At 66.9% G+C, this 13075-nt stretch carries 14 protein-coding genes and 1 tRNA gene; 13 read left to right on the top strand and 2 right to left on the bottom strand.

Annotation, left to right across the window (positions count from 1 at the left end; all coding sequences use genetic code 11):
* Positions 1-2: 2 nt before the first annotated feature.
* From MUU77_RS15540 to MUU77_RS15510, 7 genes are all read left to right on the top strand, one after another.
* On the top strand, positions 3-776 hold the full coding sequence (locus MUU77_RS15540) for a hypothetical protein (RefSeq protein WP_245088643.1): 774 nt from the start codon (positions 3-5) through the stop codon (positions 774-776).
* Positions 777-836: 60 nt separating this feature from the next.
* Positions 837-1901 (top strand): type IV secretion system protein, encoded by a 1065-nt coding sequence (locus MUU77_RS15535; protein WP_245088642.1) that lies wholly within the window; start codon positions 837-839, stop codon positions 1899-1901.
* Between the two features lie 759 nt (positions 1902-2660).
* Entirely contained in the window at positions 2661-3020 is a 360-nt protein-coding gene (locus tag MUU77_RS15530; protein ID WP_245088641.1) for a hypothetical protein, read from the top strand.
* A 193-nt stretch (positions 3021-3213) separates the two neighbouring features.
* Positions 3214-3957 (top strand): hypothetical protein, encoded by a 744-nt coding sequence (locus MUU77_RS15525; protein WP_245088639.1) that lies wholly within the window; start codon positions 3214-3216, stop codon positions 3955-3957.
* Between the two features lie 96 nt (positions 3958-4053).
* Positions 4054-5889, top strand: a complete 1836-nt coding sequence (locus tag MUU77_RS15520) for a peptidoglycan-binding protein (RefSeq protein WP_245088637.1) — start codon at positions 4054-4056, stop codon at positions 5887-5889.
* Positions 5890-6137: 248 nt separating this feature from the next.
* Complete coding sequence (locus tag MUU77_RS15515) at positions 6138-6695, top strand: hypothetical protein (RefSeq protein WP_245088635.1); 558 nt, start codon at positions 6138-6140, stop codon at positions 6693-6695.
* A gap of 2 nt (positions 6696-6697) precedes the next feature.
* Positions 6698-7921 (top strand): lipase, encoded by a 1224-nt coding sequence (locus tag MUU77_RS15510; RefSeq protein ID WP_245088633.1) that lies wholly within the window; start codon positions 6698-6700, stop codon positions 7919-7921.
* Between the two features lie 242 nt (positions 7922-8163).
* On the opposite strand, the gene crp is transcribed toward MUU77_RS15510, so the two are convergent.
* The gene (gene crp, locus MUU77_RS15505) at positions 8164-8850 is read right to left on the bottom strand and encodes a cAMP-activated global transcriptional regulator CRP (protein WP_185895178.1); all 687 of its coding nucleotides are present in this window, start codon (positions 8848-8850) and stop codon (positions 8164-8166) included.
* 187 nt (positions 8851-9037) lie between these two features.
* Here crp and speD point away from each other — a divergent pair, with 187 nt between their 5' ends.
* Positions 9038-9832 carry an adenosylmethionine decarboxylase gene (gene speD, locus MUU77_RS15500; protein ID WP_245088631.1) on the top strand — a complete coding sequence of 265 codons (795 nt, stop codon included), beginning with the start codon at positions 9038-9040 and terminating at the stop codon, positions 9830-9832.
* A gap of 180 nt (positions 9833-10012) precedes the next feature.
* Entirely contained in the window at positions 10013-10327 is a 315-nt protein-coding gene (gene sugE, locus MUU77_RS15495; RefSeq protein ID WP_245088629.1) for a quaternary ammonium compound efflux SMR transporter SugE, read from the top strand.
* A gap of 142 nt (positions 10328-10469) precedes the next feature.
* Here the strand turns inward: sugE and coq7 are convergent, their stop codons facing one another.
* A complete protein-coding gene (gene coq7 / locus MUU77_RS15490) occupies positions 10470-11111 on the bottom strand; it encodes a 2-polyprenyl-3-methyl-6-methoxy-1,4-benzoquinone monooxygenase (protein ID WP_245088627.1) in 642 nt (213 codons plus the stop codon).
* A 186-nt stretch (positions 11112-11297) separates the two neighbouring features.
* Between coq7 and rplM the strand changes: the two genes are divergently transcribed.
* The 4 genes from rplM to MUU77_RS15470 all read left to right on the top strand — a co-directional run bounded on the left by rplM (position 11298) and on the right by MUU77_RS15470 (position 13043).
* Positions 11298-11726: a 50S ribosomal protein L13 gene (gene rplM / locus MUU77_RS15485; protein ID WP_245088625.1), complete on the top strand. Its 429-nt coding sequence runs from the start codon at positions 11298-11300 to the stop codon at positions 11724-11726.
* A 2-nt stretch (positions 11727-11728) separates the two neighbouring features.
* Positions 11729-12121 carry a 30S ribosomal protein S9 gene (rpsI, locus tag MUU77_RS15480; RefSeq protein ID WP_245088623.1) on the top strand — a complete coding sequence of 131 codons (393 nt, stop codon included), beginning with the start codon at positions 11729-11731 and terminating at the stop codon, positions 12119-12121.
* A gap of 33 nt (positions 12122-12154) precedes the next feature.
* Positions 12155-12229 (top strand) — tRNA-Gln (locus tag MUU77_RS15475).
* Between the two features lie 76 nt (positions 12230-12305).
* Complete coding sequence (locus MUU77_RS15470) at positions 12306-13043, top strand: 2OG-Fe dioxygenase family protein (RefSeq protein WP_245088621.1); 738 nt, start codon at positions 12306-12308, stop codon at positions 13041-13043.
* The last annotated feature ends 32 nt before the right edge of the window (positions 13044-13075 follow it).

The raw sequence follows: 13075 nt of genomic DNA, 5'->3' as shown, positions 1-13075 counted from the left end.
ACATGAGCCAGCCCGCATCGAAGACCCCCCGCCACGTCGCCACCCTCCTGCTGGTCGCAGGACTGGGCATCGCCTCCAGTGCGCAGGCGCAGTGGAGGGTCGTGGACAACGCAGCCAACACCAAGCTCCAGGACATGAACAGCCGCATCGGCACCACCAGCGCCAGCGGCAACGGCAATGGGACCGTCACCGGCAACCTGCGCGAGATCTACCAGCAGCAGGTGTTCGAGTCCTTCAACGGCAACAACGAGAACAGCAAGGCCGCGCCCGAGCCGGAGGAGAAGCTGCAGCATGCGCAGCCCACCCAGAGCGGGGTGAACATGAATGCCGAAAATCGCTGCAAGCAGGCCACGAGTGGAGTCGCCCAGCAGCAGTACCAGCTGTGCCGCGAGATCGTGAACACGGAGCTGGCGAAGTACAACTACTCGCTGAAGATGTACGAGGTCACCACCCAGCGCCAGCGGTATCTGGACGAACTCAAGCGCCAGCGCGCCAACATCCGCAGCCACGAGGTCGGCAAGCTGCAGGACAACACCAACCGCATCCTGCTGCTGATGTCGCAGATGGAGATCGACCGCCAACAGCAGCAGACCTACATGGACGCCTACGTGGCCCGCATCGGTTACCTGCAGGAGGCCAGCAAGGCCCTGGCCCAGCAGGCGCTGGAAGGCAAGGGCGACGCGGGAGGGCTGGGCGGCGCGATCGGTGGGGCAGTGGGTATCGCTGCGCTGAAGGTCGCCCTCGAATCGGCTCAATCCCCGCGCCGTCGCAACTGAACCCGGATAGCAGCATCCGCAGCGGCGCAGGACGTAACGCGGCGGCACGAAGGAATGAACATGGCGCACTTGCCTTCACTGGATAACGGATACGCCCTGCTGCTGCGCGGCATGGAGGCGGCGATCGGCGCTGTCGAGCGCTGGGCGTTCTTCCGCCTGGTGTTCGACTGGATCGACGAGGAGATCAACATCTTCCGCGACAATCTGCTCGGTGCGATGGCCGAGTGGATAGGCGGCATCGCCTTCGTCCTGCTGACGCTCTGGGTGCTGCTGCAGGGCTACCGCATCGTCACGGGCCAATCGCGCCAGTTCATGATGGAGCTGGTGGTCCATTCGCTGAAGTGGGTGCTCATCATCACCGTGGCCACCACGTTCACGCTGGGCAGCAGCAATATCCACCAGTTGTTGACCGACGACATGCCGACCACCATCAACCAGCTGGTGACCGGTGAGGACGAAGGGCCCGAGGACTCCATCGACGACAACCTGCAGACCATGGAGGTCGCCATGGTCGCCATCGATGCGCTGTACACCAGCTTCGACGAGACGCTGCAGGCGGCGAAGACGCGGACCATGTGGTTCACGGGGGTAGGCGTTGCGGGGCCTTCGCTGATGGGGGGCGCTATCCTGCTGATGTACAAGATGGCGATGGCGCTGTTCATCGGGCTGGGGCCCTTCTTCATCCTGTGCCTGGGGTTCGAGCAGACCAAGGGCATGTTCCAGAAATGGGTGTGGTACGGCATCGGCACCATGTTCTCGCTGGCCGTGTTGAGCTTCACGGTGTCGATGATCTCGAAGCTGCTCGGTGCGGTCGCGGTCTCCTATGTCACCCAGTACCTGACCACGCTCGCGGCCAATGGATCGCCACAGGGCGTCAGCAGCATGGCGATGCAACAGGGCGGCCTGGGATTGCTGATGACCCTGTTCCTGATCACCGTACCGCCGATGGCGGCCGCGTTCTTCCAGGGCACCATCGGGCAGTTCATGGCGTACAACGCGTTTGGGCAGGGGCAGGTGATGCAGCCGACGCGACCGGGTGGTGGGTATGCGCCGGCTCCGGTCGCATCGGAGTCCGTTGGCGGAGCCTCCCCACCGGCTCAGGTTCGCCGAACAGCGATCGAATAGGTCTTGGAGGCTTCCATGAAGATGAATCATGCGGTCCGACTTGTACTGAGCACTGCGTTACTCGTGCCTGTCGGGGTCGTTAGCGCTCAAACCGCTTGCCCCCAAGGAGTGACGCCGGGTAGTTCCGTTTGTCTTCCGACGGGGACGGCAGCCACGCAGAACCCTGCGCCACCGGCACCCAGATGGAGGAGCACGTGGGGGGCTTTTGCGAATGACTCACAGGTTGCGGTTACGGGTAGCTCCTCCGGACAGTTGACCCGGTGGGGCGCAAATAGGGCCGCTACTGCCAAGTGCAAGTCAATGGGCGGGCGGGAATGCAAGGTGGTGCTCGCCTTCAAGAACCAGTGCGCAGTGGTTGCGGAGCCAATCGAAGATCGTCCGATTTACAACGTGACGTACAAGCCAGGCCTAACTGTTGAAGAGGCGAGCAGGACCGCACTCACAGAGTGCGCGAACACCAATCAAGGACATGCCTGCAAGGTCATATTCTCAATTTGCTCGAATCCAGTATTGGTGAACTGATTGCCTATTGCCGGATGTCCAGAGTGCGCATCAACGTTTTGCCGACGCGCGGGATGGTGGTTTGCGGATGCCTGCCGGACGGCGGAGGTGGAGGCGCATCATGCGATTAGATCAATGTTTTGTACCTGGTGTCCGTAAACGTCGGCATCCCGGGAGTCGGCCGCGCTTCGCCCCGTGGCAGCTTGCGTCTTTAGGGATGCGAGCATCGATGTCCATGCACTACGAAGGAGTGCAGTCATGAAACGAAACATCAAGTTCGCCATCCCGCTCGGCCTGCTGGCGCTGTTCGATCTCAGCGCGCAATCCACCAGCGGTTATTACCAGCGCCTGTTCTACCGGATGGACGATCCGTTCGTGTTCTGCACGCAGGGGCAGGATATCAGACGGAATCCCGCGCCGTGCTGGAAGCCGATACCGCCCTTCACCGGCGCGTACACGCTGATGCCGTATTGCGACCCGCCCAATCCATACGGAAAGCCATGGACGAAGGACGACACCCTATCCTTGGCGCAGTACAAGACGGTCTGTCCGAAAGCCATTTCCTCCGGGCGCTGGGAAGGCTCCGGGCGCCCGGAAAACACGCCGATCCGTCATTGATGCATCACCTCCGCCCTGCGCTGGCGGAATCCGTACCCGAGGAATCGTCCCCATGAGGTTGCCGTACATGAAACAGCTTTCCTCCCTGCTCCTGGTCGCCATGGCGATAGCCGCCGGCGGCTGCGATGCGCAGGCACCACAAAGCGCGGACGCAGCGACCGAGACACCGCTCCCCCCAACGAAGGAAGAAGACATGTCGCAGCTGAAGCCGCCTTCCGCGGACAGCGTGTTGTATTTCATCTACCAGCGCGACGGCGATGGCGCGGTCAGCTACACGATCGACGGCGGCGCGACCGTCAGCTACTGGTACGGCCATGCGTTCGACCTGGGCGGCAAGCATTACTTCACCGGTTTCGCGGCCAAGAGCCAGGGCGAAGGCCCCGAAGGCGACGACGGCATGATGGATCCGGAACATGTCGCCATATCGCAGGCGACCTTCACGCGTGTCGAGAAGGACGGCAAGGTGGAGTGGTCCAAGCCGGACACCGACGGTTATGTCGGTGAGTTCGGCCGGATGGGTCGCCCGGAGCAGATCGACGATTCGAGGAAGGCCCAGTCGTTCACGACGGGCGACGGCCGGTATCTGCTGGCGGTGCCGACGCTCGATTTCGTCAATGGCAATGATGTGCGGATGGCCAGCCTGTTCCTGTTCGACCCCGACGACAAGGACGCATTGCCGTTCAGGAAGTGGGGCTATGTGGGCAGCGTGCCGGTCGGTGGCGACAACAGCGCGGCCTGCGACGAAGGCCGCGTGATGCCATGCAGCGCGAGCAGCGGGGCCCTTGCGTTCGAGCCGGCAGCGGACGGTGGACTGCCGGCCGTGAAGGTGACGCCGTCCGGGACTGCGAATTCGGGTCCCGGCGAAGTGCGTGCGCTCGGGCCCGCAGATGCGGTAACCTACCGCTTCGACGCGAATACAGGGCAGTACCAGCCCTGACCCATTCGAGTTGACCGCCCTGTACAAGGCTCACGGATGGAGCCCGGTTGACGTCCTGCGACCCACGGTCGCGAACTTCAGCAAGAGGAGCCAGTGATGGCCAGTGACTACACGCGTGAACAGATCCTCGACATCGTCGAACGCCAGGCGCAGGCCAGCGGCATTCCGCGCGAGGATTTCCTGCGTTTCGCCTACATCGAGACGGGCGGCCGCTTCAATCCCGATGCGAGCAATCCCAGCGGTGCGAAGGGGTTGTTCCAGTTCATGCCGGGCACGGCGGCGCAGTACGGTATTGCGGGCCGGGAATTCGATCCCGCGGCCAGCACGCAGGCGGCGGCCGAGCTGTATCGCGACAACCTGGCGGATATCGCGCGCAGGCAGGCGCGCAGCGGACACGATTTCCTTTCCGGGCAGGAGACGCCCAGCGGACTGGATCTTTACCTGGCCCACCAGCAGGGCGCGGCGGGCTATGCGTCCATCCAGAGCGCGATCGCGACCGGTGAGTTCACCCGCGACGACACCCGTCGCAACATCCTCAACAACATCAGCGGACGCGACGCCGAGCGACTGACCGGACATACCGCGGCCGAACTGCGCGGGCTGGACGATCGCGGACTGGCCACCGCCTTCTCGCAGTACTGGAACAGCAAGTACGCCGCCATCAGCATTCCCGACCGCGGCATCCAGGCCACGCAGCCGGGCGCGGACGCGCGCGAGCGCACGTCGCCGCTGGCCGATGGCGTGCTGCAGAGCGGTGAGCGCGGCGACGAGGTGCGTGCCCTGCAGGCCTCGCTGAACCAGCTCGGTTTCCGCGATGCGCAGGGGGCCGAACTGGAAACCCGCTCCGGCATCTACGGCGGCAGGACGCAGGAAGCCGTACGCGCCTTCCAGGCCGCCAACCAGTTGGAAGCGACCGGCACCGCCGATGCGCGCACGCGCGAAGCGCTCGCGCAACAGCTGGCATTGCCCGATCAGCAGCGCAACCCACCCTTGCCCACGGCGACGCGCCAGCACGAGGGCGGGCTGGTCTGGCCGACGCCCGGAAACCGCGAGATCAACCAGGCGGACAAGCCGCGCGAGGGGCGGGGCGAATTCGGCACGCCGCGCAGCGGCGGCCGGCGCCACGGTGGTATCGACATCGAGGGCGACGTCGGCGATCCGGTGGTGGCCGTCGCCGGCGGCACGGTCGTGGTGCGCCCGAACAACGGCGCGGCGGGCAACACCGTGCACCTGCGGCACGACGACGGCACGCTGACCAAGTACTTCCACCTGGACGAGTTCAGCGTACGCAACGGGCAGCGCGTGGAAGCCGGGCAGCAGATCGGCACCATGGGGCGCAGCGGCAATACGCCGGCCCAGGGCGATACCCATCTGCACTTCGAGATGTGGCGCGATGGCCGCCAGGTCGATCCGTTGCCGCTGTTGCGCGGCGCCGAGCGCGATGCCCCCCTACCCTCACGCCCGCCCGCAGCCGAAGTGCTGTGCGACGGCGCATCGGGTGCCGCGGTGCGCGAATTGCAGCAGCAGCTCAACCAGTTGGGCTACCGCGGCGCGGATGGCAGGCCGCTGGAGACGACCTCGGGCAAGTTCGGGCCGCAGACCGAACATGCCCTGCGCGCGTTCCAGGCCGATCGCGGGCTGAAGGTGGATGGCGAGTACGGCGATCGTTCCCGCGAGGCATTGGCGGCGGCCACGCGCGAGACCGCACGCGATCCCGCAGCGGCCAGTGCCCTGCCGCAGGCACGCAGCGAGGACGCACAGCGCTCGTTCGTGGACCGCATGTTCGCGGCGATGCATGGCGGTGACGACCGCGCCATGCGCCAGGCGTTGGACGACTACCTCAAGACGCCTGCAGGCGAATCGTGGCGGACGGAACGGCCGACGATCGAACCGTCCGTCACCGGTCGCGACCCGACGGGCCCGGCCCGCTGAGTCGTGTGGGGCGCCGGGCGGCATGGATGCTCCGCGCCCCTCGTCCAGCGCGGTCGCCGATCGTCAACGGGTGCGCGGATGGCGGGCCTTGAGCCGTGCCTCCGCGCAGCCGGAATCCCGAGGACGGCGTCAGCCGTCGATGCGAGTCGAGGAGAATGAAGATGGATCACCTACCGGATGGGCGAAGTAAGGCGCTGGCTACGGCCTTCCTTCTCCTTCTTGTTTCCCCCACAGCATGCAGCGGTGCCATGAGCAGTCAAACCACCCCCCCGACATTCACCGAGAATCCCGCCCCGCGCCAGGCCTATCGCCTGACCCTGCGCATCGAGGGGGCTCCCGGTCCCCTGGAGGTCGTTTCCAGCGCGGCGCAGTACGACGTCGTCAATCCCGAATGCCTGCCGCCGCCGAAGGACAATCCCGGAGGTCATACCTCGGCCGTGCCGACGCACGATATCCCGGTGCGCCTGCAGCGCGTCTCCGACAACGAATACGCCGGCGTCTTCCATGCCGACGGCATGGTCGATGCCGACTACCACGGGCGCGGCGTATGCCGCTGGCAGCTGATCCAGGCCCAGGTGCAGCTCCGGGCGCCGGGCGCCGAGGGGGGCACGCGTTTCGTGGCCAAGCTCAACGGCGACGAGGTGTCGCAGGGCGCCGCCAAGGCGATCCACTACTGGAAGGCGCGCTATCCGCAGGAGCCGGGCGCGGAAAGCTATCGCGATTACGGGCAACCGGATCTGCAGAAGGTGCGGGCCGACCAGCGCGATGAGTTCTTCGGCATCGTGCTGACCGCCAGGGAGGCCTGACGATGGGACTCACCCCGCAGCAGTACGCGCATCTGGCCGATCACAGCTACGACCGTGGCGGCCAGATGCAGGACTTGGTCAACAAGGACGTGGTGATCGGCGGAGAACGTTATCGCGTGGTCGACTACGTGGACAATCCGCGGACCGGTTACCAGGGCACCATCTACCAGCATGAAGCCAGCGGCGCGGTCGTGGCCGCCCATCGCGGCACGGAGTTCGGGCGCGAGGCGTTTCTCGATGGCGTGGTGGCCGACGGCGGCATGGTGTTCGCCCGTACCAACCGCCAGGCCGCGGACGCGGTGGAGCTGACCCGTCGCGCGCTCGAGTATGCGCAACGGCAGGGACGCGAGCCGGGCAGGAGCCTGCCGGAGGTCACCGTGACCGGACACTCCCTGGGCGGCACCCTGGCCCAGGTGTCGGCGCATCATTTCGACCTGCGCGGCGAGACCTTCAATGCCTACGGCGCGGCCAGCCTGGACCGGCGCATTCCGGAAGGCGGCGACCGCGTGACCAACCACGTGATGGCGGTCGACGCGGTCAGCTCGGCCAGTCCCCATTACGGGCAGGTGCGCGTCTACGCCACGGCGCAGGAGATCGAGACCCTCCACCGCACCGGTTATCACGACAACATGCTGCGGGACCTGCTGCAGCGGGACCTGCCGCTGACCGCGTCGGTGGTGTCCGCCGACTCGCACAGCATGCACAACTTCCTGCCGGTGGATGGCGAAGGGCGGGCCGACCGCTCCGCCCTGGCCGATCCGCAGGCGCGGCGGCTCGCGGAGGATCACCGCGGCATCATCGCGGACTATCGGGACGATGTGGGCGATCTGCGCCGCGGCGTCACGGTCGCGGCGCGCGGCCCCTTGGGCCTGGTGCTCGACGGCATCGATCGCGTTCGCGGGCCGCTGGCCCCGGGCGAGCCGGCGGTGCAGGAGGCGCGCGACCGTCCGACCGGCGCCCCGCAGGCGACGCCTGCCCCTTCGGTCACGTCAACCGCGCCGGGTGTGTGGCAGCCGAGCCCGGAAATCGAACGTCTGCTGGCGGCGGCACGCGATGGAAGCCCGGCGGCGCTGCAGACGGCGCAACAGGGCCTGCAGGCATCGGCTGTCGGTCAGGCATGGCATGCCCGCGTCGAAGCGCACCAACAGGCGCTGGAGGCGCAGCAGCGCGCCGCAGGTCCGGGCGTGGAGCCACGGTCGCAGGCGCCGCTGGATATCGCGCGCTGAAGAATTCCTGCGGCGGGCGAGCGGCAGGCCGGGCGCGCAGATCGCCGCCGCGCGCGCCGGTCCAGGCGCTTCATGCCGGATGGCTGCGGCATGCGCGGATGCGGACTGTCGGCACGGCCCACGCGCGCGCGCAGGGGCGGGCAGGATGCTGGTTCGGGCGGATGGCCGTGCGAGTGGCCTGCCGACACGTCACGGCGGCCAAGGGGCAGGCGACCGTTCGGTGGCCTGCCTGGAGAGTCGCGTCAGCGCGTGCCGTACAGGACGACGGTCTTGCCGCGCGCGTGAAGGGCGCCGTCGGCCTGCAATTTCTTCAGTACGCGTCCGGCCATCTCGCGTGAGCAGCCGACCAGCCGGGCCAGTTCCTGGCGGGACACGCGCAACTGGGTGCCCTGCGGGTGGCTCATGGCCTCCGGTTCGCGCGCCAGGTCGTGCAGGGTGCGCACGATGCGGTCGGTCACATCCAGGAACGCCAGGCGGCTGGCCTTGCGGCTGGTGTCCAGCAGGCGGCGCGACAGCTGGGCGCCGATCGCGTACAGAATCTTGGGAGCGTCGGCGGACAGGGTGCCCAGGAACAGCTGGTGCAGGCGCTCGTAGCTGATCTCGGCCAGTTCGCACTGGGTGCGGGTGCGCAGGATCACTTCGCGGCGGTCGGATTCGATGAACAAGCCCATTTCACCGACGAACTCGCCGGCACCGAAATAGCCCAGCACCAGTTCGCGGTCGTCGTCTTCCTCGGTGATGATGCTGACCGAGCCGCTGACCACGTAATACAAGGTGCCGGCCGGGTCGCCCGGGCGGAAGACATCGGCACGGGCAGGGTAGCGGCGACGATGGCTGTGGGCCAGGAAGCGCTCAAGCGTGGCGGTGTCCGGCGTCAGGGGACTGGCGGCGGGGCGAGCGGGGGCTGAAAGGGGGATGCCTAGGCTCATGGTGGTCGCAGCTCGTAATTCAGGAAGCTTAGTCCGAATACGTGGCTGACGGCAAACGCAGGCCATGCAAGGGCTGGGCCAGTCTCGTGCCGACCGGCCGACGGGCGGACGCGGACATTCCGCTGTCACCCCATATGGCGCATAATCCGCCCCCTCATCCGATACCCCCCAGAGAGGGACCACCGCCGTGGTAAAACCCCTGCCTCGCCTGCGGCTGCAAGGCTTCAACAACCTCACCAAGGCGCTGAGCTTCAATATCTACGACGTGTGCTACGCCTCTTCCGAGGACGAGCGTCGCCGGTACATCGAGTACATCGATGAGGAGTACAACGCCGACCGCCTGACCCAGATCCTCACGGATGTGGCGGAGATCATCGGCGCCAACATCCTGAACGTGGCTCGCCAGGACTACGACCCGCAGGGGGCCTCGGTGACCATCCTCATTTCCGAGGAACCGGTGATCGACAAGAAGGACGCGGGCAGGGAGATCATCTCCGACGCGGTGGTGGCCCACATGGACAAGTCGCACATCACGGTGCACACGTATCCGGAAACCCATCCGGACAACGGCATCGCGACCTTCCGCGCTGACATCGACGTGGCCACCTGCGGCGTGATCTCGCCCCTGAAGGCGCTGAACTACCTGATCGAGAGCCTCGAGTCCGACATCGTCATCATGGATTACCGGGTGCGCGGCTTCACCCGCGACGTGAAGGGCAAGAAGCACTACATCGACCACAAGATCAACTCGATCCAGGATTTCCTGGCCAAGAACATCAAGTCGCGCTACGAGATGCTGGACGTCAACGTCTACCAGGAAAACATCTTCCACACGAAGATGCACCTGAAGGACTTCGACCTGGACAACTACCTGTTCGAGGAAAAGGCCAAGAATCTCTCGTTCAAGGAGCGCATGAAGATCGAGGCGCGCCTGAAGCGGGAGATCGAGGAGCTGTACCACGGGCGCAACCTGTCCGAATGACGGATTGGCGGTGGCGCGGGTGGCGCCCGGTCCGGGTGGCCCGCGCCGGTCTGCCCCCTGCAAGAGGCGGGACGACCCGCCCGCGGCGCGAGCCGCGGATCAGGACCGACGGCGGTCCGGAACGCGAGTTCCGGGCCGTTTCGCGTTATGGCCCGGGCGATCGACCTGAGGAGGTGGCGTATGGCGTGGGTCTGGCTGGTGGTGGCGGGATTGCTGGAAGTGGTGTGGGCGGTGGGCCTGAAGTATTCCGAGGGGTTCAGCCGGCTGGTGCCCAGCTTGATCACCGCCGTGGCCGCGGCAGCCAGCTTCTGGCTGCTGGCGGTCGCGCTGAAGCACATCCCGCTGGGCACGGGCTACGTGATCTGGGTGGGTATCGGTGCCGTCGGTACGGCGTTTGTCGGGATGTGGCTGTTCCACGAGCCGGCCACGGCGGCGCGGCTGGTCTGCATTGGGCTGATCGTGGCCGGCATCATCGGACTGAAACTGGCCTCCTAGCGCGCTGCGCGCATGACGACCGCATGAGCCCGTCGCCGCCCACGTTGCAAGGAGCACGGCAGGTGGAGCCGGGCTTGCCCGGCCCTATGTGGGGCGGCGGCGCGCGACGCCTGGCCGGAAAGCCGGCGGGGCACGCTCCGCTCTACAGCCGGTAGGCGACGGCCTTCATCAAGCGGGAGGCGCCGGCCATGAGCGTGGGGATCGGCGCGGGCAGGGTACGCGCGCCCGCCTGCTCGGCGTGCTCGGCGTGGCGGGCCTCGTCGGCCTTCATCACGGTCAGGATCTCGCGGCTGCGCAGGTCGGCCGGGGGGAGCGATTCGAGATGCTCGTCCAGGTGCGCCTCCACCTGGCGCTCGGTTTCCACCACGAACCCCAGGCTCCAGCCATCCCCGCGCAGGCCGGCCAGGGCGCCCAGCGCGTAACTGCCGGCGTACCACAGCGGGTTGAACAGGCTGGGCCGGCTGTCCAGTTCGCGCAGGCGGTCGGCGCACCAGGCCAGGTGGTCGGTTTCTTCCTGTGCCGCGCCCAGCAGGTGGGCGCGGGTGGCGTCGTCGCGGGCGACGGCCGCTTGGCCGAAATACAGGCCCTGGGCGCAGACCTCGCCGACATGGTTGATGCGCATCAGGCCGGCGGCATGGCGCTGCTCGTCCGGGTCCAGGGCGACCTGGGGGGTATCCCCGGCGGGGTTGGCGCGGTGGGCGGGCGGGTTGCCGAAGACGGTGTCCAGTCCTCGCTGCGCCTCCACCAGCCAGTCGTCGAGAAGGGAGTAGGTCCGCGTGTTCATGGGGCCATTGTGCCGCCTCGGCAGACCGGCGTCTGCCCGGGCACCCGCTACGCGGGGGCAGGCGCGGTTGCGCATTGCGGCAACGCACCGTACAATCCCGCCTCTTCCGTTTCACCCTTCACAACGCGTGGCAAAGTTCCGCCCGGGAAACCGCGGAATCCGCCCGACCATCCACACGAGATCCACATGAGCACCTTCACCGCCAAGTCCGAGACCGTCCAGCGCGACTGGTACGTCGTCGACGCCACAGGCAAGACCCTGGGTCGCCTGTCCACCGAGCTGGCCCGCCGCCTGCGCGGCAAGCACAAGCCCGTCTATACCCCTCACGTTGACACCGGCGACTACCTGGTCGTGATCAACGCCGAGAAGATCCATGTCACCGGCAACAAGCTGGCCGACAAGAAGTACCACCGCTTCACCGGCTACATCGGCAACCTGAAGACCGAGACGCTGGCCCAGGCGCTGGAGCGCCATCCGGAGCGCGTCATCGAGACCGCCGTGAAGGGCATGCTGCCGAAGGGCCCGCTGGGCCGCGACATGTATCGCAAGCTCAAGGTCTACGCCGGCCCGAATCATCCGCACGCCGCTCAGCAGCCGCAGGTCCTGGACATCTAATCATGGCTATCACTCAGAACTACGGCACCGGCCGTCGCAAGTCCTCCACCGCCCGCGTGTTCCTGCGCAAGGGCACCGGCAACATCACGGTCAATGGTCGTCCGCTGGACGAGTTCTTCGGCCGCGAGACCGGCCGCATGATCGTGCGCCAGCCGCTGGAGCTGACCAAGAACACCGAAAACTTCGACATCACCGTGACCACCACCGGCGGCGGCATCACCGGCCAGGCCGGCGCCATCCGCCTGGGCATCGCCCGCGCGCTGGTGGAGTACGATGAGTCGCTGAAGCCGGAACTGCGCAAGGCAGGCTTCATGACCCGCGACGCCCGCGAAGTCGAGCGCAAGAAGGTCGGTCTGCACAAGGCCCGTCGCGCCACCCAGTTCTCCAAGCGCTAACAGACGCGCTACACTATGCGTCACTGGTTACACAGCCCCGTCGCCAAGCGGTAAGGCACCTGACTCTGACTCAGGCATTCGGTGGTTCGAATCCATCCGGGGCTGCCAACTTGAAGTCCACTGGACATCCGCAAAAGCCCGCCTCTGGCGGGTTTTTGCGTTGAGGGCTCTGCCGATGGTCGCCATGTTCAAACCTCCCTTCTGCCCGGTCGCCGAAGCGCTGCCCCGCATGCGCGCGCGCGGCTATGCCGTGCTCGCACCGACGGACATGGCGCAGGGCACGGGCGCCGGACTGGCCGGCCTGGACGCGCTGGTCCCCAGTTGGGACCACCTGGCGCCGGACGGCTACCTGAAGGACGGCGGGCGCTACCGTCGCCGGCGGCACGCCTGCTTCGTGGTGGAGGGCGACCAGGTCCTCCAGGCGCCGCACCGTGCGCACTGGCAGTCGTTGGACTACAACGCCCTGCACGGCGGCATGCAGCGCTGGTTCGAACCGATCGAGCCGGCCGTGGCCCAGGCGCCCGCCTGGCGCCAGTTGCTGGTCGGCCTGGCGCGCTGGTGCTCCGCACTGAAGGGTGAACGCGCCTGGTACGTGGAAGCGCACCAGTTCCGTATCGACACCACCGACGGCATCGGCCGGCCGACGCCGGAAGGCGCCCACCGCGACGGCGTGGACTTCGTGGCCGTGCTGCTGGTGGGTCGTGCCGGCATCAAGGGTGGCGAGACCCGGGTGTTCGAGGCGGCCGGGCCGGACGGGCAGCGCTTCACCCTGGAGGTCCCGTGGTCGCTGCTGTTCCTGGACGATGCGCGTGTCATCCACGAGTCCACGCCGATCCAGCCGGTGGACGGTGCCGGCCACCGGGATACGCTGGTGCTGACGTTCCGGTCCGGCGGCTTCCAGGGCGACGACGAAGCCGGCTGATTCCGGATCGGATTCGTTACAATTGAAACGAA

Origin of the sequence: Pseudoxanthomonas sp. F37, from assembly GCF_022965755.1 — a bacterium.
Lineage (GTDB): Bacteria > Pseudomonadota > Gammaproteobacteria > Xanthomonadales > Xanthomonadaceae > Pseudoxanthomonas_A.
This window is presented reverse-complemented; position numbering and strand designations above follow the sequence as displayed.

Coding starts and splice junctions, on each gene's coding strand:
- MUU77_RS15540 (WP_245088643.1), top strand. CDS start 3: ATGAGCCAGCCCGCATCGAAGACCCCCCGCCACGTCGCCACCCTCCTG.
- MUU77_RS15535 (WP_245088642.1), top strand. CDS start 837: ATGGCGCACTTGCCTTCACTGGATAACGGATACGCCCTGCTGCTGCGC.
- MUU77_RS15530 (WP_245088641.1), top strand. CDS start 2,661: ATGAAACGAAACATCAAGTTCGCCATCCCGCTCGGCCTGCTGGCGCTG.
- MUU77_RS15525 (WP_245088639.1), top strand. CDS start 3,214: ATGTCGCAGCTGAAGCCGCCTTCCGCGGACAGCGTGTTGTATTTCATC.
- MUU77_RS15520 (WP_245088637.1), top strand. CDS start 4,054: ATGGCCAGTGACTACACGCGTGAACAGATCCTCGACATCGTCGAACGC.
- MUU77_RS15515 (WP_245088635.1), top strand. CDS start 6,138: ATGAGCAGTCAAACCACCCCCCCGACATTCACCGAGAATCCCGCCCCG.
- MUU77_RS15510 (WP_245088633.1), top strand. CDS start 6,698: ATGGGACTCACCCCGCAGCAGTACGCGCATCTGGCCGATCACAGCTAC.
- crp (WP_185895178.1), bottom strand. CDS start 8,850: ATGAGCCTAGGCATCCCCCTTTCAGCCCCCGCTCGCCCCGCCGCCAGT.
- sugE (WP_245088629.1), top strand. CDS start 10,013: ATGGCGTGGGTCTGGCTGGTGGTGGCGGGATTGCTGGAAGTGGTGTGG.
- coq7 (WP_245088627.1), bottom strand. CDS start 11,111: ATGAACACGCGGACCTACTCCCTTCTCGACGACTGGCTGGTGGAGGCG.
- rplM (WP_245088625.1), top strand. CDS start 11,298: ATGAGCACCTTCACCGCCAAGTCCGAGACCGTCCAGCGCGACTGGTAC.
- rpsI (WP_245088623.1), top strand. CDS start 11,729: ATGGCTATCACTCAGAACTACGGCACCGGCCGTCGCAAGTCCTCCACC.
- MUU77_RS15470 (WP_245088621.1), top strand. CDS start 12,306: ATGTTCAAACCTCCCTTCTGCCCGGTCGCCGAAGCGCTGCCCCGCATG.